20 protein-coding genes are annotated in these 23,363 nt (G+C 45.4%); 10 read left to right on the top strand and 10 right to left on the bottom strand.

The features are described from left to right. Positions 1–467: aminotransferase class IV (locus tag B3M51_RS02455; protein WP_292756592.1), on the bottom strand; the 467-nt coding region annotated here is incomplete at its 3' end. A 42-nt stretch (positions 468–509) separates the two neighbouring features. Further along, positions 510–3,347 carry a bifunctional [glutamate--ammonia ligase]-adenylyl-L-tyrosine phosphorylase/[glutamate--ammonia-ligase] adenylyltransferase gene (glnE, locus tag B3M51_RS02460; RefSeq protein WP_292756593.1) on the bottom strand — a complete coding sequence of 946 codons (2,838 nt, stop codon included), beginning with the start codon at positions 3,345–3,347 and terminating at the stop codon, positions 510–512. A 122-nt stretch (positions 3,348–3,469) separates the two neighbouring features. Here glnE and B3M51_RS02465 point away from each other — a divergent pair, with 122 nt between their 5' ends. Both B3M51_RS02465 and B3M51_RS02470 read left to right on the top strand, forming a co-directional pair. Next, the gene (locus B3M51_RS02465) at positions 3,470–4,090 is read left to right on the top strand and encodes an alternative oxidase (RefSeq protein ID WP_292482601.1); all 621 of its coding nucleotides are present in this window, start codon (positions 3,470–3,472) and stop codon (positions 4,088–4,090) included. A 64-nt stretch (positions 4,091–4,154) separates the two neighbouring features. Further along, entirely contained in the window at positions 4,155–4,523 is a 369-nt protein-coding gene (locus tag B3M51_RS02470; protein ID WP_289281406.1) for a DUF6164 family protein, read from the top strand. Positions 4,524–4,611: 88 nt separating this feature from the next. On the opposite strand, the gene groL is transcribed toward B3M51_RS02470, so the two are convergent. The 3 genes from groL to B3M51_RS02485 form a co-directional block, all read right to left on the bottom strand. Next, positions 4,612–6,240: a chaperonin GroEL gene (gene groL / locus B3M51_RS02475; RefSeq protein WP_014705255.1), complete on the bottom strand. Its 1,629-nt coding sequence runs from the start codon at positions 6,238–6,240 to the stop codon at positions 4,612–4,614. Between the two features lie 57 nt (positions 6,241–6,297). Further along, positions 6,298–6,588 carry a co-chaperone GroES gene (gene groES / locus B3M51_RS02480; RefSeq protein WP_014705256.1) on the bottom strand — a complete coding sequence of 97 codons (291 nt, stop codon included), beginning with the start codon at positions 6,586–6,588 and terminating at the stop codon, positions 6,298–6,300. Between the two features lie 146 nt (positions 6,589–6,734). Next, entirely contained in the window at positions 6,735–7,190 is a 456-nt protein-coding gene (locus B3M51_RS02485) for an FxsA family protein (protein WP_292482603.1), read from the bottom strand. A 228-nt stretch (positions 7,191–7,418) separates the two neighbouring features. On the opposite strand from B3M51_RS02485, the gene B3M51_RS02490 reads away from it, so the two are divergent. Together B3M51_RS02490 and B3M51_RS02495 are read left to right on the top strand one after the other, a co-directional pair. Then, positions 7,419–8,801 carry an OprO/OprP family phosphate-selective porin gene (locus tag B3M51_RS02490; protein WP_292756594.1) on the top strand — a complete coding sequence of 461 codons (1,383 nt, stop codon included), beginning with the start codon at positions 7,419–7,421 and terminating at the stop codon, positions 8,799–8,801. A 94-nt stretch (positions 8,802–8,895) separates the two neighbouring features. Then, positions 8,896–10,686: a GGDEF domain-containing protein gene (locus B3M51_RS02495; RefSeq protein ID WP_292482607.1), complete on the top strand. Its 1,791-nt coding sequence runs from the start codon at positions 8,896–8,898 to the stop codon at positions 10,684–10,686. A gap of 32 nt (positions 10,687–10,718) precedes the next feature. Here B3M51_RS02495 and B3M51_RS02500 read toward each other — a convergent pair whose 3' ends face one another. Continuing rightward, positions 10,719–11,159: an arsenate reductase ArsC gene (locus B3M51_RS02500; protein ID WP_292482609.1), complete on the bottom strand. Its 441-nt coding sequence runs from the start codon at positions 11,157–11,159 to the stop codon at positions 10,719–10,721. Positions 11,160–11,311: 152 nt separating this feature from the next. Here B3M51_RS02500 and B3M51_RS02505 point away from each other — a divergent pair, with 152 nt between their 5' ends. Further along, a complete protein-coding gene (locus B3M51_RS02505; protein ID WP_292482611.1) occupies positions 11,312–11,989 on the top strand; it encodes a TIGR04211 family SH3 domain-containing protein in 678 nt (225 codons plus the stop codon). Between the two features lie 45 nt (positions 11,990–12,034). Here the strand turns inward: B3M51_RS02505 and B3M51_RS02510 are convergent, their stop codons facing one another. The 3 genes from B3M51_RS02510 to B3M51_RS02520 are packed head-to-tail and all read right to left on the bottom strand — an operon-like array spanning position 12,035 to position 15,037. Further along, on the bottom strand, positions 12,035–12,571 hold the full coding sequence (locus B3M51_RS02510; RefSeq protein WP_292482613.1) for a HugZ family protein: 537 nt from the start codon (positions 12,569–12,571) through the stop codon (positions 12,035–12,037). Further along, positions 12,568–13,005, bottom strand: a complete 438-nt coding sequence (gene hutX, locus B3M51_RS02515; RefSeq protein WP_341232061.1) for a heme utilization cystosolic carrier protein HutX — start codon at positions 13,003–13,005, stop codon at positions 12,568–12,570. Before hutX ends, B3M51_RS02510 begins: the two co-directional genes overlap by 4 nt. Continuing rightward, positions 12,995–15,037 carry a TonB-dependent hemoglobin/transferrin/lactoferrin family receptor gene (locus B3M51_RS02520; protein WP_292756596.1) on the bottom strand — a complete coding sequence of 681 codons (2,043 nt, stop codon included), beginning with the start codon at positions 15,035–15,037 and terminating at the stop codon, positions 12,995–12,997. Before B3M51_RS02520 ends, hutX begins: the two co-directional genes overlap by 11 nt. Before the next feature lie 225 nt (positions 15,038–15,262). Between B3M51_RS02520 and B3M51_RS02525 the strand changes: the two genes are divergently transcribed. Genes B3M51_RS02525 through B3M51_RS02540 form a run of 4 tightly spaced genes read left to right on the top strand, consistent with a single transcriptional unit; the run spans position 15,263 to position 19,808 of the window. Further along, positions 15,263–16,135, top strand: coding sequence for a heme/hemin ABC transporter substrate-binding protein (locus B3M51_RS02525; protein ID WP_292756598.1), 873 nt, complete (start codon positions 15,263–15,265; stop codon positions 16,133–16,135). Beyond that, the gene (locus B3M51_RS02530; protein WP_292756600.1) at positions 16,132–17,193 is read left to right on the top strand and encodes a FecCD family ABC transporter permease; all 1,062 of its coding nucleotides are present in this window, start codon (positions 16,132–16,134) and stop codon (positions 17,191–17,193) included. The genes B3M51_RS02525 and B3M51_RS02530 overlap by 4 nt, the downstream gene beginning before the upstream one ends. A gap of 8 nt (positions 17,194–17,201) precedes the next feature. Beyond that, positions 17,202–17,963, top strand: coding sequence for a heme ABC transporter ATP-binding protein (locus tag B3M51_RS02535; protein WP_292756602.1), 762 nt, complete (start codon positions 17,202–17,204; stop codon positions 17,961–17,963). A gap of 60 nt (positions 17,964–18,023) precedes the next feature. Further along, entirely contained in the window at positions 18,024–19,808 is a 1,785-nt protein-coding gene (locus B3M51_RS02540) for an ABC transporter ATP-binding protein (RefSeq protein WP_292756604.1), read from the top strand. Between the two features lie 332 nt (positions 19,809–20,140). Here the strand turns inward: B3M51_RS02540 and ilvD are convergent, their stop codons facing one another. After that, the gene (ilvD, locus tag B3M51_RS02545; protein WP_292756606.1) at positions 20,141–21,994 is read right to left on the bottom strand and encodes a dihydroxy-acid dehydratase; all 1,854 of its coding nucleotides are present in this window, start codon (positions 21,992–21,994) and stop codon (positions 20,141–20,143) included. A gap of 122 nt (positions 21,995–22,116) precedes the next feature. On the opposite strand from ilvD, the gene argA reads away from it, so the two are divergent. Continuing rightward, positions 22,117–23,363: amino-acid N-acetyltransferase (gene argA / locus B3M51_RS02550; RefSeq protein ID WP_292756608.1), on the top strand; the 1,247-nt coding region annotated here is incomplete at its 3' end.

Consider the following 23,363-nt stretch of genomic DNA (forward strand, 5'->3'; position numbering starts at 1 on the left):
TTCACATGGTGACGGGTAAACGAAGATGTTTTGATGCGAATGCCACGGGTCATGTTTTCTTCACCGAGATAGGAGCCCCAGCTCCAGGCAGCCACCATCACATGTGTTTTCAAATTGTCCGCGCGGATACCCATGCCTTCAGAACCATAAAAACACATTGGACGAATATAAGCAGAATCCAGTTTGTTATCACGAACTACATCACGTTGTGCTTCGTTTAACGTCGCTTTATCAAACGGGATATTCATACCAAGGATTTTGGCACTGCGGAACAACCGGTCGGTATGCTCCTGCAAGCGAAAAATAGCAGCCCCAGCTTCTGTTTGATAGGCACGAACACCTTCAAAAACCCCCATACCATAATGCAGAGTATGGGTCAGCACATGGACTTTAGCTTCGCGCCAAGGCACAAATTCGCCATCCAACCAGATAACGCCATCACGATCTGCCATTGTTACTGCTGCCATAATTACCTACTTTTGAGACTTAATATTGATATCAAACTGGTTTTAACGTAACCAGCGTTGCCAAATTGCGTTCACTTGTTGCTGAAAATCGGCCACTTTGGCCTCCGACACCACTGTCGGTTGTTCCTGTAGGACACAATGATTTGCTTCACTACGGTAATAGCGATATGCATCTGCGAGCATGGTCCCTTCTTGCTCACTGAGCTTGCCTGTCGCGACTAAAGCATCCAAAATTCGGATATTATCGGTGTAAACCATCAGATCTGGCAAGCTTGCTGACCAAGCAAGTACTGCATATTGCACCATAAATTCAATATCAGTGATACCACCAACGCCCTGCTTAAGATCAAATTTTCCTGCGGACGACTTATCCAGTTGCTGACGCATTTTATGGCGCATTTCACTGACTTCTTTTGCCAGCTCGAATTCAGTGCGTGATTTGGACAAAACTTGCTGGCGAATGTTACTGAATTGTTCAGCTAAATTTTTATCCCCTGCAACACTCCTGGCTCTGACCAGAGCCTGATGTTCCCAGGTCCAGGCTTCATTCTGTTGATAATCATCAAAGCCTGAAATTGGACTCACCAGCAACCCTGAATTTCCCCTTGGTCGCAGTCGCATATCTACTTCATAAAGCACTCCACCCGCAGTCACAGTATTTAATAAGTGGATCATCCGCTGAGCCAAACGGGTATAAAACACCATCAAATCGACAGGTTTATCACCATCCGTTATTCCCTCCCGCGCATCATCAAACACAAATACTAAATCCAGATCTGAGCCATAACCTAACTCCAGTCCACCTAATTTTCCATAGGCAATGACACTAAATCCGCACTCCGTCATATCATTTTTATCCGCAGCAGGCGGTAATCCGTGACGCGCGATCAGGTATTGCCAAGCCAACTGCAATACCCGTTCCAGCAGAATTTCTGCCAATTCGCTGAGTTGATCACCGATCCGCATCAACGGTAATACTTCAGTGACATCTGCTGCAGCAACATGCAAAGTGGCTATTTGCCGAAACTCCCGTAATAAATTCATTTGCTGTTCAAGATCGGTATCTTCAGCAACTGAGAGGAACTGGTTTAATAAGGCTTGTTGCTGTTCTCGGCCCGGCACTTCGTAAAGTGATCGAGGATCCAGCAATTCATCCAGCAACACTGGATAACGTGCTAACTGATGGCTAATCAATGGACTCGCAGCACAGAGTTTGACCAGTTGAGATAAGGCCAGGGTATTTTCAACCAATAGCGACATATAGGCCGAACGCCGCATAATGGATTCCAATAGCGGAATCATCCGATTCAGGCAGGTATCAGGCTCGTCAGTGCCAGCAGCAGCCTGAACCAATAACGGCAATAGTTTTTTGAGACGTCCGAGACCGGTATGACTCAGGTTTTTCACGACATGCAGGTTCAACAATTTTTCAATCGTCTGTTGGGATTGCTCTGGTTCGTGATATCCCCATGTTTCAAGATAAGAAATTATTTCTGCTTCGCTGGAAGTTAACAATGCAATACTGTCGGTACTCCCATCATCGGCCTGTGGTGCAGTCAATAATTGTTCGAAATGTTCATGCACCTGCTGCCGATGTTCGCTGAGGGTTTCAACAAAAGTGGACCAGTTCTCAAAGCCCATACTCCGTGCTAAACGAATTCTCGCCTCATTATTACTGGGTAATAGATGCGTTTGTTGATCTGCCCAGGCCTGAATACGATGTTCTGTTCGACGCAAAAACACATACGCATTTTTTAAGGCTGTTACAGCATAATCTGACAATAATTTTCGCTCAGCCAACAAATCCAGAATCGTCAGAATGGGTCTTTGCTGCAAAGGTCTGTCCCGTCCTCCATAAATTAACTGGAACACCTGACCAATAAACTCAATTTCTCGTATTCCTCCTGCACCAAGCTTGATATTGTCTTCCATGCCTTTTAAATGCAGCTGCCCGGCAATCATAGATTTCATTTCGCGTAATGAATCAAACATGCCGTAATCAAGATAACGTCGATAGACAAAAGGTCGCAGTAGCTCGCTGATAGCCTTCTTATCCTTTTCACTGCCCGTGACAGGTCTTGCCTTGATCATCGCATAGCGTTCCCATTCACGGCCCTGGGTCTGGTAGTAATCCTCCATCGCATCAAAACTGGCAACTAATGAGCCACTCTCACCAAACGGGCGCAAACGCATATCTACCCGAAACACAAATCCATCAACGGTCACATTATCAAGAGCCTGAATCAGTTTGCGGCCCAAGCGAGTAAAAAACTCTTCATTTGTCAGGCTTTTTCGTGCGCCTTGTGTTTCGCCGTCATCAGGATAGGTAAAAATCAAATCAATATCGGAAGACAGGTTTAGCTCCCCGGCCCCCATTTTGCCCATCCCCAGCACGATCAAATGCTGTGGCTGACCCAACTCATCCATTGGGGTGCCAAGCAGTTCCGTTTGCCATTGATAAAGCTTGTTTAATGCCTGCTCAACGCAACAATCCGCCAATGCCGTTAACTCACGCACCGTTTCTGCCAGGTCGGCCCAACCACTTAAATCCCGCCAGATAATACGCACCATTTCTCGTTGTCTAAATAACCGCAATTGTTGTTGCAAAGTGGCTTCATCACTTACCTGTGCCAGCCGGGTTTGCAGCCGTTGTTGATAGCCATCTTCTGCATAGACAGTTTCCAAATCACCACTTTCGACCAACTCACGTAACCGCTGAGGTTGTCTGTCGCCCTGATTCAACACATATTCACTGGCAGTTAATACTTCAGAGGCAGAATCAAGCAGATTTTGCTTATCCTGCAGAATCGATTGCCATTGTTCTGTAAGTGCTGTTGTGGTCATTTTTGCCTCATTCGATATTTCAAAATGCACAGTCATTGAAAATGTGTCTAAACTAACAGAACATATGACTTATCGCGATGTAATAACCACGAAATTTTCACATCCGCTAATGTATTTTCTCAGACTAAATAACCTTCGTCTCGTCAAAGGAGACAACGATGGACAGCACTGAATATAACGCTCCGCATTTCACCCCAAAAAGTGTTTCTGATCGGGTGGCGCTGGCAATTGTAAAATTTATGCGTTTTTTTGCTGATGTCTTTTTTTCCGGGCGTTACGGGCATCGTGCTGTTGTACTTGAGACGGTTGCAGCCGTACCCGGCATGGTTGGCGGAGCCTTACAACATCTTCGTTCACTGCGTCGGATGAAGGATGATGATGGGTGGATCAGTACCTTGCTGGAAGAAGCTGATAATGAACGTATGCATCTGCTCACCTTTGTGCATATTGCCAAACCCAGCTGGTTTGAACGCGTGTTGATTATCATTGCTCAGGGTGTGTTTTATAACTTGTTCTTTATCTTATACATTTTCTCATCTCGAGTAGCGCATCGAATTGTTGGTTATCTTGAAGAAGAAGCTGTATACAGCTACAGCGAATATTTAGCAGGCATTGATTCAGGTAAATACGAAAACGTAGCCGCACCGCAAATTGCCATTGATTACTGGAACCTGCCACAGGATGCATTGCTGCGCGATGTTGTATTAGTTGTGAGAGATGATGAGGCCAAACATCGTGATGTAAATCATGATTTTGCCAATCAATTACAAAACGCCTAATATGCCGCTGTATGAAGTAACCTAACAGGTTAGATTCGAACCACGCTGACAGACAAGGACGACTATGGCGACTTTATTATTTCGACTCAACAATGTACCTGAAGACGAAGCGGAAGACGTTCGGCAACTGCTGGACGATAAAGGCTTTGCCTTTTACGAAACTCAGGCCGGATTTTTTGGCCTTGGTGTGGCAGCCATCTGGTTGATAAATGATGAACAACTGCCTATTGCCAAAGCCACGCTCGATGAATATCAGGCCAAACGCGCTATAGATCAGCGTCAGCAATATGAAAATCTGCGTGCCAATGGCGAAATACCAGGATTTTTCCAATCCATTTTTCAGCATCCATTTCGCTTTATAGGCGTGTTACTGTTAATAGCCTTTGTATTGAGCCTGATGTTGATTCCTTTCTGGAAAACATTACACCCCTAAAAGCTCTTTTCAATTTAATTAGCAAAAAAAAGCCCCACCTCTTTCGAGGCAGGGCTTTTTTGTGTGCTGATAGCTATGTTGTAACGAATTACATCATGCCGCCCATACCGCCCATATCAGGCATTGCAGGCGCTTCTTCTTTCGGAATTTCAGCAATCATGGCTTCAGTGGTCAACATCAGACCCGCAACCGAACCAGCATTTTGCAATGCAGTACGCGTTACTTTAGTTGGATCCAGAATACCCATTTCAATCATATCGCCATATTCACCGCTTGCAGCGTTGTAACCGTAGTTACCTTTACCTGCAGCGACTTCATTCAAAACAACAGAGGCTTCATCGCCAGAGTTGGTGACGATTTGACGTAATGGTTCCTGCATTGCACGACGTGCGATAGCGATACCAGCGTCCTGGTCCAGGTTGTCACCTTTCAGCTCGCCCAGACTCACTTCGGCACGAACCAGAGCAACACCACCACCAGCAACTACGCCTTCTTCAACGGCAGCGCGAGTCGCATGTAATGCGTCTTCAACACGGGCTTTTTTCTCTTTCATTTCAATTTCAGAGCCAGCGCCAACACGAATTACCGCAACACCACCGGCTAACTTAGCCACGCGTTCTTGCAGTTTTTCTTTGTCGTAGTCTGAAGATGAATCAGCGATTTGTGCACGAATCTGTTCAACACGTGCAGTAATTTCATCCGCACGGCCTGCACCATCAATAATAGTGGTGTTTTCTTTGCTGACAGAGATTTTCTTCGCTTGCCCCAGATCATCCAGAGTAACTTTTTCCAGATTCAGACCAACTTCTTCAGAAATCACGGTACCGCCAGTTAACACAGCGATATCTTCCAACATCGCTTTACGACGATCACCAAAACCTGGCGCTTTAACCGCACAGACTTTAACGATACCGCGCATGTTGTTAACAACCAGAGTCGCCAACGCTTCGCCTTCAACATCTTCTGAAACGATCAGCAGTGGACGGCTTGATTTGGCAACCGCTTCCAGTGTTGGCAGCAGTTCACGGATATTAGAGATTTTTTTGTCGTACAGCAGAACGTATGGGTCATCCAGATTGGCTGACATAGTTTGCTGTTCGTTAACAAAGTATGGAGACAGGTAACCACGGTCAAACTGCATACCTTCAACAACGTCGAGTTCATTTTCAAAACCACGACCGTCTTCAACCGTGATAACGCCTTCTTTACCCACTTTTTTCATTGCTTCAGCAATGATGTCGCCGACTGATTTGTCAGAGTTGGCAGAGATAGTACCGACTTGAGCAATGGCTTTGTCATCATCACAAGGTGAAGACATTTTTTTCAGCTCTTCAACAGCAGCAGTAACGGCTTTATCGATACCGCGTTTCAGATCCATTGGGTTCATACCCGCAGTAACTGATTTCATGCCTTCACGCAGAATGGCTTGAGCGAGTACGGTGGCGGTAGTAGTACCGTCACCCGCAGCGTCAGAAGTTTGCGATGCAACTTCTTTCACCATTTGTGCGCCCATGTTTTCAAATTTGTTTTCTAATTCGATTTCTTTAGCAACTGAAACACCATCTTTAGTAATAGTTGGTGCACCGTAGCTTTTATCCAAAATAACATTGCGACCTTTGGGTCCTAATGTCACTTTTACCGCGTTGGCCAGCGTATTAACGCCTTTGACCATCAGCTGGCGCGCATCAGCGCCAAATTTGACTTCTTTAGCAGCCATTTTAATTCCTCTTTATAGCTATGTTTAACGTAACCAGATGTGAAATCGTCGGGAAGCTTACGCTTCGATCACAGCGACGATATCGTCTTCACGCATTACCAGCAGTTCTTCGCCTTCCACTTTGACTTCGGTGCCGGCATATTTACCAAACAGCACTTTGTCACCGACTTTAACAGCCAGAGGACGGACTTCACCAGAATCGGTAGGTTTGCCGTTACCCGCTGCGATAATTTCGCCACGAGATGGTTTTTCTGCTGCATTGTCAGGAATGACAATTCCACCAGCAGAGGTAGTTTCTTCTTCCATGCGACGAACAATCACACGATCATGAAGGGGACGAAGGTTCATTAGTTTTATCCTCCAAAAGTAACAAAAAATGACCAAGAAAATTCCAGGAACCCCTTTAATGGGGCTGGCTGAATAAACTTCAAGTGCCTGAGTTAAAAATTTCTGAAAAAAAAGTCAACATTGGGAAAATACTTGCTTTACCGGCACTAACGAATATTGCGCTGATCGTCATCATTGATGACTTCACCTTCAATAACATCATCGCCTTGTGAATATCGCTTCTGTGCTGACCATTGTTGGCGGAATATCACATTGCTGTTACGAATTAATTTCAGCAATAGACCACGGCGTAAGACCGGAACCAATAATAGAAAGCCCACCGCATCAGTTACAAAACCTGGAATCAATAACAGAAAGCCACTTATAAATAAGGTCATTCCCTCCAGCATTTCCAAAGCCGGAGTATCACCACGTCGAATTGATTCCTGAGCTCGCTGCATGGTGGTAAGCCCTTGCAACTTGACCAACCAGGCGCCTAAGACTGCAGTCGCAATAACAAACAGAATGGTCCAGCCAGCGCCAATCACCTCACCGACTTCAATTAATACGTAAATTTCTGCGATTGGAACCAGCAGAAATAACAAAAATAACCACTTGAACATATTTATTCCTTAACGGATTGCATTCACTAAGAAGGTTGGGGCTTATCCGGGCTTTTCAAGCAATTCAATCGATTATTGATGTGGTTTTTTAACAACAATTATGGTGATTTGTTGCGTTGTCACACAACTGTCACAGTTTTTTCATCACGCTGAAATATTTGGGTTTTAAGGTGTGCAGGTCTCGGAGCTTCAAGCCGAACGTGTTTTATCAACTAAGAGGATAGTCCCTTGAAATTAAAAACGTCTGCAATACTAATCGCCGGCGCACTGTTCGGTGCCGCCACATTGCCTGCACAGGCTAACAATGATGCCATGATGGATCTTTTACAGGTTTTGCGTGATAAAGGCACAATCAGCAACGATGATTACAAATTGCTGACCAATGCTGCAGCTGCTGATAAAGAAATGGCAGAAGCTGATAAAGAAGAGCTGAAAAAAGAAGTTGAAACTGCCACTGCAGAAATGCCAAAAATCACTACCGATGGCAAACTTGTTGTTTCAGATCGTGAAGGTAACTGGGAATTCCAACCAATTGGCCGTGTCATGTGGGATGCCATTTCTGTTGATAACGATGGCCTATACGATGGTACAGCAATTAGTGACAATGAAGGTCGTGGTACCGAGTTACGCCGTGCTCGTTTAGGTTTCCAAGGCAGTGTTTATGATTGGAGCTACAAGTTTGAAGCTGACTTTGCTGGTGGTGATGCCTCGATTAAAGATGCATACGTAGGTTACGGTAACAGCCTGACTGACAGCACCAAATGGGGTGTGAAGTTGGGTCAATCTCATATTGCCTTTGGTTATAACACCAAAGCTAGCTCAAAATATATGAGCTTCATTGATAGACCATTTTATGCCGATTCAAGTATTTCTCCTGCTCGTGAAAGTGGTGCAGTCTTTCAATTAAATGACAAAGACTATCGCTGGTTATTAGCCACTTCTTTCACCAGTGGTGAAATTGAAGATGGTGAAACCGACGTTGATGATGCTGACATGTGGGCAGTACGTGGTTCGTTTGTACCATTTATGCAAGATGAAAAGCATATGTTGCAAGTTGGTGCAGGTTATCTTACTCGCGGAAATGGTGATGATACATTCCGCTATCGCCAGCGTGCCGTTAGCCATATCACATCAGAGCGTCCAATCGACACTTCTGTAGCGGGTTATGACGGTTCTTCAGCATTTACCGCTGACGTATTAGGTATCTATGGTCCTTTCCACGCATTGGCAGAATATGTCGATTACACTGCAGAAAGCTCAGTAAATTCTGATCAAGATATTACTGGTTATTCAGTTGAGGCTGGTTATTTCTTAACCGGTGAATCCTACAAATGGAAAAAAGGCTACAATTCAGGCGTAACGCCGAAGTCAGCATATGGTGCTTGGCAGTTAGTTGCCCGTTTCGAAAATATCGAAACTGAAGGTCTTGTTGGTGGCAGTATTCAAAATGAAGATGAAGCAGATAAATTTACGTTGGGTGTGAACTATATTCCTCGTAAAAATATCCGCTTGATGTTGAACTACGACAAGATTACCGATCTGACAGTAAATGGTGCAAGCTCTGACGCTGAGCCTTCAGCACTTAAATTCCGCGCTCAAGCCTTCTGGTAGGCCGCGGAACCTAGAGAGTTATCTCCTCTGCAAACTTGCCCCACTCTTTTGGGTGGGGCTTTTTTGTATCTGGCCTACTGAGAGTTGAATTCCAATGACAAAAGAAGAATTACTGCAATTTACATCACTGGAAGATATTCTTGCCACGGCGGCACTCACCCCTATATTCCAACCGATTGTCTCATTAAAAAATAATCAGATTTATGGGTATGAGGCTCTGATCCGTGGTCCTTCTGATAGTGTTTTACACTCACCCATAAACCTGTTTGATGCAGCCAGTCGACATGGCCGGTTGGCTGAACTGGATTTATTGTGTCGTGAAGTCGCCATTGCTCGATTTGGTGAATTGGCTCTGAAAGCCAAACTGTTCATTAATACCATTCCAGCGGCATTGTTACAGCCAGACTATCCGCATGGCTTAACGAGCAAGTTTTTGAAAAAGGCCGGTATCCCGGCTGAACAGGTAGTGATTGAGTTAACTGAGCAGTATCCAATTGATGATTATGTTCTGATGCGCGAAGCCACTGAACATTATCGTGATATGGGCTTCTCGATAGCCATTGACGATTTAGGAGCCGGCTATTCCGGTTTACGAACATGGTCAGAATTAAAGCCTGATTATGTCAAACTGGATCGTCACTTCATGCAGAATATTCATGAAGATCAGCAGAAAAAACAGTTTGTGCAATCGATGATAGATATTGCACAAAGCAGTAATTGCAGAGTTATTGGTGAAGGTGTAGAAGTTCGGGAAGAGTATTTAGTCGCTCAATCCATGGACATGCATTTTGCTCAGGGCTATTATTTTGGACGCCCAACGCCGAATCCAAAGCGAGAATTACCGCCTGAATTATTTGCCAAACGTCAGGCCCGAGAAAAGATTCATTCGGGTGTTCCCCGTTCAGATTCACTGGTGGGAAGTCTGTTGACTCAATTAACACCGGTACGCACTTATCATGATGTAAATCAGGTAGGTGAACGGTTCCAGAATGCCGTAAAACTGGCCGCACTTCCCGTATTACATGAAAACGACACCATTGCTGGTATGGTATGGCGCGATGAGTTTATGACTCTGTATGCAAGTCGTTATGGTCGAGACCTACATGGTCGCAAACCTATTCACCTGTTTATGGACAACCGTCCTATCATTGCTGAAACGACTTTGCCGTTGAAAGCGCTTAGTCAGCAAATTACCAGCCAGGAATCCTCTCAGCAGCACAGCGTTTTTATTATTTCTGAACAAGGCTACTACCGTGGGGTAGGCAGTTTGATGGATTTGTTGCGGCAAATTACTGATTTACAGCTGACCATCGCCCGCCATGCCAATCCACTGAGTGGTCTACCCGGTAATGTGCCATTAAATGAGCACATTCAACAATCTATCCGGGAGAAACGCCATGCCACAGTATGTTATTTCGATTTGGATAATTTCAAACCGTATAACGATACTTATGGCTACAACAAAGGCGACAAGGTCATAACCAAAACAGCAAAAATTCTCAGTCAGTTTATTGACTATGAAAATGATTTTTTAGGTCATGTTGGTGGTGACGATTTCATCGTCATATTTGATAGTCAGGACTGGCGTAATCGCTGTGAGATGATGTTAGAGGCGTTCGCTTTACTTTATAGTGAACTTTATAGTGATACCGATCTGCAACAAGGCGGTATTCAGGCCCTCGATCGCTATGGTCAGCAAGTCTTTTATCCTTTGTTAAGCTTATCTATTGGTGCGGTCACCATTAGTGACTTTGAATATCTGATTGATGAAACAGACCTTGCAGAACATGCCACCAAAGCTAAATCGAAAGCGAAGAAAATTCCGGGCAACAGTCTTTATCAACTGAATCTAGCGGATTGCCAGCCTCTGGCTGAGGCAGGTTAAGTCAGATATAGTGAGGGAAAATGGCTTACTATTTAGCGGGCATTAACAACAGATTTGTTTAACTGCTGCAGCACATAGTTAACGCGTTGTTTAATTTTTTCCCGGGTAAGTCGAAATTCCTTCAGAATTTCGGCTTCACTGCCCCGATATTTTGCCGGATCGGTTAGCGGTAAATGCAAACGCAAAGTATGCGGACTGACTACCGGACATTGTTCATCAGCGTTTTCACATAATGTAACCAGTAAATCGGCCCATTCCAGCATTTCGCCATTTACCCGGATTGATTCCTGCTGTGAAATATCAATACCTACTTCAGCCATCACCTGTATTGCCTGAACATTCTGACCATGAGACTCGATACCAGCTGAACGAACTTCAATTTCATCCCCGGCAAGAAATCTGGCCCAGCCTTCGGCCATTTGAGAGCGACAGGAATTTCCTGTGCACAAAAACATTATTCTGAACTTTTCCATAACCCACCTCATTTATATCACCGCTTAACTTAACAAGCTTTTATGACAAACCCATTAATTCACATCAAACTTAATAATGATTCTTATCTGCTCTTGAAATCAGCCATATGGCTTCTGCTAGAATGATGCTTTAACTCAACTCGGATCCACATGTGAAAAAAATTATTATCAGCTTGTTGTTCATTGTCGCTCCGATGCTTCTGCCTGGCATAAGCGCCGCTCAAACAACTCGCTACGTTTCAGATGAGCTTGAGATCACCATGCGCAATGGTCAAGGATTGGATTTCGGTATTCGCAAAATGCTCAAGTCCGGCACCGAACTTGCGGTACTGGAAAATGATCCCTCAGGTTATTCTAAGGTGCGCACCAATGATGGTGTTGAGGGCTGGGTATTATCCCGTTATCTGGTCAATAATCCGAGCGCACGTGATCAGCTGGCAGAAAAAGAACAGCGTATTGCCAATCTGGAACTGGAAATTACCGGTTATAAAGAAGAAATTGAACAATTGAGTTCACAGACCAGTGAAGCTGATAACCAGAACATGTCACTGAAGGAAACGGCTCAACGACTGAGTAAAGAACTGGATGATTTACGCCGCACTGCCTCAAATGCCGTAGCGCTGGAAAACGAAAATCGCCAATTAAAAGAGCGGCTACAGCAAATCGATCATGAAATTCAATCCATTGTCATAGAAAACAACACGCTGAAAGACAATGATGCAAAAAACTGGTTTTTGATTGGTGCTGCAGTATTATTTGGCGGCATGATTATCGGGCTGATTTTACCTAGTCTGAGAATGCGTAAAAAAAGCTCCTGGGGTAATTTCTAGACGGCTAACAGAAAAGCGCCGCAATATTTTGCGGCGCTTTATGGGTTACTCTGACTTAATAACCACTTCACGCTTTTTATGTCCCTCACGTAAATGTTGCAGATTCTCTCCCGCCAGTGTTCCCCCATCAATCTGATAAGCCTTACCAAACCCTTTTACATACCGCCCGCCACGGGGGTTAAGTTTGAATAGACGGAAGTCGCTCAGCTGACTCAAGTTCGTTATACGCTGGCCGTGACGCTCAGTTAACAATGCAATTCCCACATGCCAGGCATCGGAATCAACCTGAATCCATTCCGCCTCAACCTTATAAGTCACACGTAAACGGGCAAACATTTCAATCGCTGAATCTTCATCTTCAATGATTAACACTGAAGCTTGCGGATGAATCCGCAGATTGACGCCATGGATAGCAATATCACTGACCAGCACGTACAGACACTCTCGCCCGATCGCAAACGCTGCATAAGATGCATAGGGATGATTATTTTCATCGAGTGTCGACAGCATTAACGTTTTACGGCTATTGACCATCATCATGATTTCATCACTTATTTGTTGTTCCAAACCTTTATTTTTCATTTTAAAGCCTGTTGATATTGCTGCATTAACTGATAAAACTTTTCGCGTTGTGATGCGATTAATTCGCCCTTTTCGTCACGACCGAGAAACACTTTAAAGATCACATCACCATTGGCATCTTCAAACACAAAGGCATAACTTTCGCGACCTCGATGGGGTTTGGTCTGAAAGCTGATTTGCTCAACTTTCTGCAGATTAAGATGGCCATGAAAACCGTTACCGTCAGCTTTAAGATTATAGAAACCTTCTGCCACTGTTGCTTTTGGAAAAGGTCCGGTAAATTCGAATACACTGCCACCATGAATCACGATGGTGGTCATCGAGCCCCAATCGCTGATCTGTTCCAATAACTGTTGCGCATTTTGTCCCGACATTATTGAAACCGGCATTGCTGGTTGCTGCTGTTGCATGATTACCTCCGCATTAGAACTGATAGCGTACTGCCAATCTTACATCACGTCCCGGCATATAAAGCTCCTGAAACGCCACGCGATAATATTGATCGGTCAGATTATTCACACTGAGGTCCAGTTTAAGATCTGGCATGCTGACCGGCTCCCATGTGGCATAGATATCGGCCAGGGTATAGCGATCATAATCACGGCTATCATCGGCTGGCGTTCGATTCTGTGTCTCAATATGACTTATCCGCAAACCGGTTTTGACGCTGCGACTGAAAAAGCGCTGGCTCAGATCCAAAACCCATTTATCCGCCGGAATGCCATTGAGTTTTTCTCCTGTTCGCTTGTCTTCACCACGTGTCTGTCCATAGGAAACTGCGGCCTCAAAATCATTCAAAGCATAATTAAAAGTCAGCTCAAAACCTTTTAAACGAGCCTTATCGACGTTGTTATAGGTAGTCTGACCGGCATCATCAATAACGGGAAAAGGTAGAAAGATTGGAAACGAAAATAGTGGATTATCGACCCGCTGCTCTATGAAATTATCAACATTGTTATAAAAAACTGACCCATTAATACCAAAGCGATCCTGTTCGGCAAATACATTTTGAGTATTAAAGTCAGCTATAAACTCAATATTATGTGCTTCTTCGGGCTTCAGATTCGGATTTGGCAAAAACGTATTACAATCATTGCTGGTAGGCATATCAATGCAGAAATGCGTACCGGTGGTATACAACTCTTCTGCTGTTGGTGCCCGGAAAGCCTCATCGTATCGTAATGCAAGATTCAGCTGATCTGTGGTTTGCCATACCAAAGCGACTGAGGGTGAAAGCGCATTATCACTACGATCATTATTTAAATTTTTAGCCTCAGTGCTGAAATAATCATAACGTCCGCCCAATTCCAACCGCCAAGCCTCAGCAAAAGGAATGTGCAGTTCGGTAAACGCACCCCATACTTCTGTTGTGGCATCTGGTGGAGTGGGACGATCCAGTCCGCCACGACTACTGCTTAATTTATCCTGATAGCCATCCACACCATAGATAAAACTGATATTACCCATCTCGGTTCGATTATTAAGGTTTAATCCCAGTGTTTCGATCTCAGTATTATCGGCTCGGCGATCTGATAAACGATACTCCTGCATCTCAGTATTGTTCCAGTACAGCATCAATTGGGCATTAAGCCAGTCATTATCCGGATTGAGACGATAATCTAACGAGGCATGATCACTTTGGTTTTCACGATGAATCATAAAATTTGATGAACTCAAATCGGCAGCACCATTAGAAGGAACCTCTCCGTTTACCTCTGAACTACGCAGGTTAAATGTTGCTGTTTGTGCATCATCAATAAACCAATCGACTTTGGCCATTACGCCTTTATCTCGAGAGGCAGATCCTTCCAAATTTTCGCCATTGCCCAGCTCTATTTCATTGCCATCACGGTAAAATCCGGACAATAGCCAGTCGAAACTATCCATCCGTCCTGCCAATGCCGTGGTGGTCAACCATTTATCACTGTTGCTGTGATAACCCTGTTTGATAAACCCGCCAAAGTCCCTTACTCCCAGTAAATCAGCTGCATGAATGGTGTTTTGTGAAATTACGCCGCCAAGAGCACCTGACCCCCACAACGCACTACTCGGTCCTTTCACTACTTCGACATTTTTGATTAATTCCGGGTCCAGAAAATAGGTCGGGCGATGGCCTGACATAAAGTTCTGCCTGACCCCATCCACCAGCTGTAATACCTGGTTATCGCCTAACCCACGGATATTCACATTCTGAACATCTTCCCTTGGCCCGCCGCTCAGCGTGACATTCGGCAGATGAGCCACTGTCTGTGGAACAGAAGTCGCCTGAACCTGATCCAGTTCAGCTTTATCAATGAACGTGATATTGCGGCTCTGCAATTCTTGCTGCTCTGCATTACGTGTTGCAGTAATCTTGATTTCTTCCATTTGCAAAGGTATTTGGGCGTGGCTGGTTGACACCAATAGCGGACTAAGCAAAAGCACAGACTGAATCAGGATAGGGAGGGGTTTACGTTGTGTGTTCATTTTTTCCTCAGTAAAGATCGCCTTAATGTACAAAAGTTGATTTGCAGATGAGAGTTACTGCATCAGGCTGGGAAAATTATCACACCTCACACACGATGTAAATAATAACGATTATCATTTAGATTTAACTTAACAAATTATTTATTTGTGTTTAAACTTCTGCACTTTCTAATGGCGCTTTTCAATAACGAGCCCGAAACTGATTTAACCTGCTTGGAGTTATTCATGTCTCAATCTAAATTTTCTCGTCTTAATACGAGAAAACTATTTTACGGCGTTATATTACTATTAACTGCTCAAATTACTGTGGCTGAGCCGGTTCATGCCGAGAAAATCATCAGTGTCGATAGCAATGCCACAGAAATTTTGCTGGCCTTGGATATTGGCTCCAAAATTATCGCCGCCGATATCACCAGTGAGCCATTACTCACAAGTCAAAATGTTAAACAACTCGGCTATCACCGTGCGTTGTCGGCCGAAGCGATTTTATCCTTACAACCGGATCTTATTGTGGGCAGCGACCATACAGGGCCTACTTCCACTGTAAAAGCCATTCAAAATGCACAGATTAACTTTATCCAGCTTAATAGCCCGCAAACCATTGCGGACCTGCGCAGTAATATTCAGCACTTAGCCAAAGCACTGGATCGCGAAAAAACCGGTCAGCAATTAATCGACGATATTCAGCGAATGGAAACCGCCATCAACGATCATGTCAAGGAATCAAATTTAAAAATGATGTTTCTCCTGGATTTGAATGATCGGGGGTTATCACAGGCTGGGCGTGACACTGTTGGCCATGCCCTCATCAATGTATTAGATGGTCAAAATATCAGCGAATTTAATGGTTATCAGTCAGTCTCCCTGGAATCTATTCTGGCAATGAATCCCGATGTCATTCTGGTTGGGAGTCGTAGTAATGGCGCACCGGATACGGAGCAGCTTCTGTCTCGCCATCCTTTGCTGAAAAATACTGCTGCCGGTCAAACCAGGCGCATTATCAGTATTGATGCCAGTAAGTTAATCGCAGGACTGAGCATAAGTGCTGTAAAAAAGGCCGATCAGCTGGCAGCCATTATTTATTCCTCAGCACGATGAGTTATGCCAAATATTTACCTGCCAGCTTGCATGGCTGGCGCCGAAGCATCTGGCTGGTTATGGGCATGTTATTACTGGTAACGGTGTTGTTATCGATCATTCTGGGACCAATGACCTTGCCTGCAAAACAAAGCTTATTGAGCATATTAGATCAGTTTCTCGGCAGTGAACTGAGTCAGTTAAATGTATTTCAAACGGCAATCATTTGGGAGTTACGCTGGCCAAGAACATTACTCGCTCTATTTATCGGTGCGTTATTAGCCCTTTGTGGTGCTGTCACCCAGGGACTATTCCGTAACCCGTTAGCCGATCCCGGCATTATTGGCGTCTCTTCTGGCGCAGGGCTCGGAGCAGCAATTGCCATAGTCCTGTTACCAGCTTCGTTCAGCTATCTGACAACACCTGTAGCAGCATTTCTGGGTGGCTTGATAACCACCTTACTGGTGTATCGCCTGGCACAATCGCAAAATGGCGGTACATCGGTATTGATTCTGTTGCTGGCGGGAGTTGCAGTTGCCGCTTTCAGCGGAGCAATTATTGGTTTTATGACCTATATTGCCAATGATATGGCACTGCGTGAGCTGACTTTATGGGGTATGGGCTCTCTGAATGCTGCAAACAACACATCGATTTGGCTTTCATCAATGATCTGCCTTTGTCTGTTGGTGTTCTACCAACTCAAGGCTCCGGCATTGAATGCTTTTCTGTTGGGAGAAGCCGAAGCCCGTCATCTGGGCATCAATGTCGAAAAATTAAAACTGCAATTGATCGTGGTCACAGCCATCGGTATAGGCGTTGCCGTCTCCGCCACCGGCATTATCGGCTTTATCAGTTTAGTTGTGCCGCATCTGGTTCGCATGACCATGGGCCCGGATCACCGTTTATTGCTGCCATTATCCGCGCTGACAGGAGCAACTTTATTACTGATGGCAGATATAGGTGCCAGAGTGTTGCTGGCCCCGGCTGAATTGCCAGTAGGTTTGGTGACGGCATTAATCGGTGCGCCCTTTTTTGCATTTTTGCTGATCCAGCAACGTAAACGACTCAGTATCTTATAAGCCTGCCTATGCTCACTATTGAAAATCTGCTTGTTCAACAGGAACACCGTCAAATTCTGAATTTACCTGCAGCCAGTTTGGTTTCCGGCGAGTTAATTGCGGTTTTAGGTCCTAATGGTGCAGGTAAATCCAGTTTAATTAAAACTATCTGTGGTGAGTGGCCTGCAAGTACCGGACAGATACGTCTACATAACAAACCGTTACCAAATTGGCCGAGACACTTATTGGCCCGACATCTGGGCGTTTTGCCTCAGGCCAGCCAGTTATCTTTTCCATTCAAAGCGCAGGAGGTGGTTGCCATAGGTGCCACACCACTCAACCTGAATCGTCATGATATAAATCAAGCCGTGCAAAAGTGGATGCAAGCGACCGATACCTGGCAATTTGCCGACAGGCTTTATCCCAGCTTATCGGGCGGGGAACGACAACGGGTACAATTGGCCAGAGTATTGTTACAACTGTCGCAGGCAGAACGGGCTCCATTGTTATTACTGGATGAGCCAACTTCGGCACAGGATCTGGGACAGCAACATCTGTTATTGAATTTGGTAAAATCACTCTGTCAAAAAAACAACTTTGCGGTAATCAGTATTTTGCATGATTTGAACCAAGCGAACCGTTATGCTGACAAAGTGTGGCTTTTACAACAGGGTGAACTCGTCGCCCAGGGATCACCACCGCAGGTGCTTCAACCTGAAACAGTAATGAAAATATGGGGTTATCAACCGGAGCTGTTTTTTAACAGCCAGGGCCAGCAGATACTGGTCTGAGGAGGGTAAAGTCACTGTTAAATTGCTGCCTATAGACCCTAACTGAATTGACTAACATCCATGAGCACAGAAACCAGCTATCAGCTTAAAGGCATACTCAAACAGGCGTTGAGTTATAAAAAGCATCTGGTAAAAGCCAACCTTATCGCGCTTTTTGCCACTCTCTGTGCCGTTCCAGTGCCATTATTGTTACCGATAATGGTGGATGAAGTCCTGCTGGACCAACCCGGTACTGCTGTGGCATTTATCTCCTCGTTTACCCCAGAACACTGGCATGGCCCTATTCTTTTCATTAGCGCAATGCTGATCCTGACACTGGTATTACGTTTAGCGTCATTGGTTTTAAACGTGTTGCAGTCACGCTATTTCACCATTATTGCCAAACGCATTACCTTTCGAATTCGCCGACAGCTGATCAAACGGCTGGGAAGAATCGCCATCAGCGAATATGAGACCCGCGGCAGTGGTGGTATTTCCTCACATTTTGTCACCGATATTGAGGTGATTGATAACTTTATTGGCAATACCATCAGTCGGTTTATCGTCGCGGTGTTAAGTATTATCGGCACAGCGGTGATTTTGCTGTTTCTGCATTGGCAACTGGCTTTGCTGATTCTGTTTATGAATCCTCTGGTGATTTATTTCACCATGCGGGTGGGTAAACAGGTCAAAAACCTGAAAAAAAATGAAAATACCGCGGTTGAGGTTTTTCAGCAAAGCCTGACCGAAACGCTCGATGCCATTCAGCAGATCCGTGCGGCCAATCGTGAAAAACATTATTTTCTGCGAGTTATCGATCGGGCTCGCGGAGTACGTACGCATGCCACTGACTATGCATGGAAAAGCGATGCCGCCAATCGTATTTCCTTTGTAATTTTTCTGTTTGGGTTTGATATATTTCGCGCGGTAAGCATGTGGATGGTGGTGTTTTCCGATTTGAGTATTGGTCAGATGTTTGCGGTGTTTGGCTATCTTTGGTTCATGATGGGACCGGTGCAGGAAGTGTTGAATATCCAATATGCATTCTATGCTGCCGGTGCCGCGGTCTCTCGTTTGAACAAATTGTTTTCGTTAAAACAGGAAGTCGTTTACCCGGCCAAAACCAATCCGTTTATCGAAGGCCAGGCCAGCAGTATCCGTATAGAAAATCTGCATTTCAGTTATGACGAAAATAATCCGGTACTCAGCGGTGTATCGCTGGATATCAAAGCTGGTGAAAAAGTGGCTCTGGTGGGGGCCAGCGGTGCAGGTAAATCCACCTTGGTCAATGTATTACTGGGTCTGTATCCAGCCGATAAAGGCATGGTGTATTTCAACGACGTACCAGTCAGCGACATTGGACTGGAAGGGGTGCGCGAGCATGTGGCCACCGTTTTACAACATCCTGCTTTGTTTAATGACTCAGTGCGGGAAAACATTACATTGGGCCGCAATTATCCTGATGAAGCGATCTGGCAGGCGATAAAAACCGCACAGATTGAAGATGTTATTCAGGCCATGCCGAAAGGTCTGGATACCTTGGTTGGCCGTTCCGGCGTTAAGCTGTCCGGTGGCCAACGCCAGCGCCTTGCCGTAGCCAGAATGGCATTAATGAATCCCAGTGTGGTGGTGCTTGATGAGGCTACTTCAGCACTGGACAGCAATACCGAACATCATCTGCATATCGCCTTGGCGGATTATCTGAAAAACCGCACAACTATAATCATTGCCCACCGCTTAAGCGCTGTTCGGCAAGCCGATCGAATTGTGGTGTTTGATGGTGGTGAAATCATTGCCGATGGCGATCACGACAGTCTGATTCAGGAACACGGCATTTATCAGAAACTTTATGCTCAGCAGATTTAGGTTTTAGATATAACCACAGAGACACAGGGGGCACAGAGGTCTCTTTAAAACCTCTAGGCTAAAAAGAAAATATCCGCAGATTACGCAGATTTGCACAGATTAATTAGCAGTTTTTCTTAGTGTTTATCTTGTATTTCAGAAACAAGGTAGAGCTGACAAGCGGATTATAAAAATGTCTGTTAGAAAAATAAGCTATGTATCAGCAGGCTTATAGCCTGCAAATACAAATTAAGAATCTGCGAAAATCTGCGTAATCTGCGGATAAAATAACCACATACCCCCGAAAGCTTTCTCTGTGCCCCCTGTGTCTCTGTGGTTAGTTTTTTAATCCCTTAGCGGCGTTTCAGCTGCTCCACATCACGTACCGCGCCTTTAGCAGCAGAGGTCGTCAAAGCGGCATAAGCCTGCAATGCAAGACTGACTTTACGTTCACGGTTAACCGGTTTCCAAGCCATCTCACCGCGTTGTTCCATGGCGATACGTCTTTCCGCCAGCTGTGCATCAGTTAAATCAACATTGATGCTGCGATTTGGGATATCAATGTGAATCATATCGCCCTCTTGGACCAGACCAATATTGCCCCCTTCTGCAGCTTCCGGTGAAGCATGACCAATAGATAAGCCAGAAGTACCACCAGAGAATCGGCCATCGGTCAGCAACGCACAGTGTTTGCCAAGCCCTTTAGATTTCAGATAGCTGGTCGGGTACAGCATTTCCTGCATACCCGGGCCGCCCTTCGGGCCTTCATAGCGAATCAGTACCACGTCACCAGCTTGAACCTGTTCCGTCAGAATGGCGGTCACAGCATGATCCTGCGATTCAAAGATACGCGCCGGACCAGAGAATTTAAGTATTGACTCATCCACACCGGCAGTTTTGACGATACAACCCTCTTCGGCCAGATTGCCAAACAAGACTGCCAAACCTCCGTCTTTGCTGTAGGCATGCTCAACATTACGAATACACCCCTCTTCACGATCCAGATCCAAAGAAGGCCAGCGGCAATCCTGACTAAATGCGGTTTGGGTTGGTATTCCGGCAGGTCCCGCCAGATAACGTAATTGCGCTGGCTGATGATCACTGCGTGCCACATCCCATAAAGCCAGTCCTTCGGCCATTGTTTTGCTGTGCACGGTAGGTACTTCGGTATGTAACAAACCACCGGCAGCCAGCTCAGACAAAATGCCAATCACACCACCGGCACGGTGCACATCTTCCATATGATATTTATTAGTGGCAGGAGCGACTTTGCAAAGATTCGGAATCTTACGTGACATCCGGTCGATATCCGCCATAGTGAAATCTACTTCACCCTCATGCGCCGCAGCCAGTAAATGCAAAACGGTATTGGTGGAACCGCCCATCGCAATATCCAGCGCAATCGCATTTTCAAATGCCGCTTTGCTGGCGATGGCACGAGGTAAGACATCTTCTTCATCATTTTCGTAATAACGTTTTGCCAGATCGACGATACGGCGACCTGCTTCCAGAAACAGTTCGCGGCGATCAGCATGTGTCGCCAGTAAAGAACCGTTACCGGGCAATGAAAGACCCAATGCTTCTGTCAGACAGTTCATTGAGTTGGCAGTAAACATTCCAGAGCACGAACCACAGGTTGGACATGCACTGCGTTCTACCTGAGCAACATCTTCATCACTGACATTGTCGTCGGCTGCCTGCACCATGGCATCGACCAGATCAAGTTTGACATCCTGACCAGCTAATTTGGTTTTACCGGCCTCCATCGGGCCACCAGAAACAAACACTACTGGAATATTCAAGCGTAATGCTGCCATCAACATTCCAGGGGTAATCTTGTCACAGTTGGAAATGCATACCAGCGCATCAGCACAATGGGCATTGACCATATATTCGACTGAGTCGGCGATAATTTCGCGTGAAGGCAGACTGTAAAGCATGCCACTATGACCCATGGCGATACCATCATCGACCGCAATGGTATTGAATTCTTTCGCAACACCGCCGACCCGTTCGATTTCACGCGCGACTAACTGACCCAGATCTTTCAAATGAACATGACCCGGAACAAACTGTGTGAATGAGTTCGCAATCGCTATAATAGGTTTGCTGAAATCATCATCCTTCATACCCGTGGCACGCCATAAAGCACGGGCGCCCGCCATGTTACGGCCAGCAGTAGAAGTTTTTGAACGATATTCAGGCATTGATATTCTCCAACTAAATTTGAGACTGATGGACGCTCTGCTACAGCGGAACTACATCAGTTTAGCCGAGAGATTTTACACGCAACTTGGCAAGCGTGGTGAGACTACGATAAAAAGACAGTATGAATTCATCATCACAACAACCAACTGACGCCCATTTCGCGACCACAACCTCGTGGTTCAGAGCGGCTGCACCCTATATTCATGCCCACAGTGGCGCGACTTTTGTTATCGCCTTTGATGGAGAAACGGTCGCAGCCGATAATTTCGACCACCTGATCCATGATCTGGCCATTCTCAATAGTCTGGATATACGACTGGTGCTGGTGTTCGGTGCACGTCCACAAATTGAAGCGAAATGTGAAAAGCTTGGTATCGCAGTTAAATATCATCAAGGTTTAAGAATTACAGATGATGCCTGCTTGCAAATTGCCCGGGCGGTCGTGGGTGACTTGCGTATTGCTATTGAATCAAAACTGTCATTCGGTCTGCCACATACCCCAATGGCTGATTCACGGATTCGCTGTGTCAGTGGGAATCTGGTTACCGCAAGACCTGCCGGCATTATTGATGGGATAGATCTGGGACATACTGGTGAAGTCAGAAGAATTGATGCCGAAGGTATTCAACAGCAATTAACCAGTGGCAATCTGGTATTGCTGCCACCATTGGGATATTCATTAACTGGTGAGATCTTTAACTTATCAGCAGAATCAATCGCCACCGCAGTGGCTACCCGGTTACAGGCTGACAAACTTATTTTTATTGGCCAGAGTAATGAAAATCTACCGCGTGAAATAACCATCCAACAAGCCAGGGACTATGAGCACCCATCGCTTAATGCTGCCGTTACCGCTTGTAAAGCTGGGGTCAGCAGGGTTCATCTACTTGATCGTTCTGTTGATGGCGCTTTGCTGCAGGAATTGTTCAGTCGGGACGGGGTTGGCACATTAATCAGTGCAACGTCTTTTGAAACTACGCGTCAGGCGAATATTGATGATGTTGGCGGTATTCTCGAACTGATGCAACCGCTTGAACAAAGCGGTGTATTAGTCAAACGTTCACGGGAATTGCTGGAACGGGAAATTGATCATTTCACCGTGATGGAGCGCGACGGCACTGTCGTTGCCTGTGCGGCGTTATACCCCTATCCGGAAAACAATGCGGCTGAACTGGCCTGTATGGCAATCTCATCTGATTACCGTCATCAGGGTCGCGGCAAACAGTTATTAAACATTCTGGAAAAACAAGCCAAAGCCGCGGGCTGGGATACGTTGTATGTACTCACCACACAAACAGCGCACTGGTTTATCGAGCATGGCTTTCAACCGTCTGCAATCAGTGATTTACCGATGCAAAAACAGGCTCT

This window comes from Methylophaga sp. UBA2689, from assembly GCA_002354555.1.
Classification (GTDB): domain Bacteria; phylum Pseudomonadota; class Gammaproteobacteria; order Nitrosococcales; family Methylophagaceae; genus Methylophaga.

Excerpts from the sequence above, each read along its gene's own strand:
- glnE (WP_292756593.1), bottom strand. The coding sequence starts at position 3,347 with ATGACTGTGCATTTTGAAATATCGAATGAGGCAAAAATGACCACAACA.
- B3M51_RS02465 (WP_292482601.1), top strand. The coding sequence starts at position 3,470 with ATGGACAGCACTGAATATAACGCTCCGCATTTCACCCCAAAAAGTGTT.
- B3M51_RS02470 (WP_289281406.1), top strand. The coding sequence starts at position 4,155 with ATGGCGACTTTATTATTTCGACTCAACAATGTACCTGAAGACGAAGCG.
- groL (WP_014705255.1), bottom strand. The coding sequence starts at position 6,240 with ATGGCTGCTAAAGAAGTCAAATTTGGCGCTGATGCGCGCCAGCTGATG.
- groES (WP_014705256.1), bottom strand. The coding sequence starts at position 6,588 with ATGAACCTTCGTCCCCTTCATGATCGTGTGATTGTTCGTCGCATGGAA.
- B3M51_RS02485 (WP_292482603.1), bottom strand. The coding sequence starts at position 7,190 with ATGTTCAAGTGGTTATTTTTGTTATTTCTGCTGGTTCCAATCGCAGAA.
- B3M51_RS02495 (WP_292482607.1), top strand. The coding sequence starts at position 8,896 with ATGACAAAAGAAGAATTACTGCAATTTACATCACTGGAAGATATTCTT.
- B3M51_RS02500 (WP_292482609.1), bottom strand. The coding sequence starts at position 11,159 with ATGGAAAAGTTCAGAATAATGTTTTTGTGCACAGGAAATTCCTGTCGC.
- B3M51_RS02510 (WP_292482613.1), bottom strand. The coding sequence starts at position 12,571 with ATGAAAAATAAAGGTTTGGAACAACAAATAAGTGATGAAATCATGATG.
- B3M51_RS02520 (WP_292756596.1), bottom strand. The coding sequence starts at position 15,037 with ATGAACACACAACGTAAACCCCTCCCTATCCTGATTCAGTCTGTGCTT.
- B3M51_RS02525 (WP_292756598.1), top strand. The coding sequence starts at position 15,263 with ATGTCTCAATCTAAATTTTCTCGTCTTAATACGAGAAAACTATTTTAC.
- B3M51_RS02530 (WP_292756600.1), top strand. The coding sequence starts at position 16,132 with ATGAGTTATGCCAAATATTTACCTGCCAGCTTGCATGGCTGGCGCCGA.
- B3M51_RS02535 (WP_292756602.1), top strand. The coding sequence starts at position 17,202 with ATGCTCACTATTGAAAATCTGCTTGTTCAACAGGAACACCGTCAAATT.
- B3M51_RS02540 (WP_292756604.1), top strand. The coding sequence starts at position 18,024 with ATGAGCACAGAAACCAGCTATCAGCTTAAAGGCATACTCAAACAGGCG.
- ilvD (WP_292756606.1), bottom strand. The coding sequence starts at position 21,994 with ATGCCTGAATATCGTTCAAAAACTTCTACTGCTGGCCGTAACATGGCG.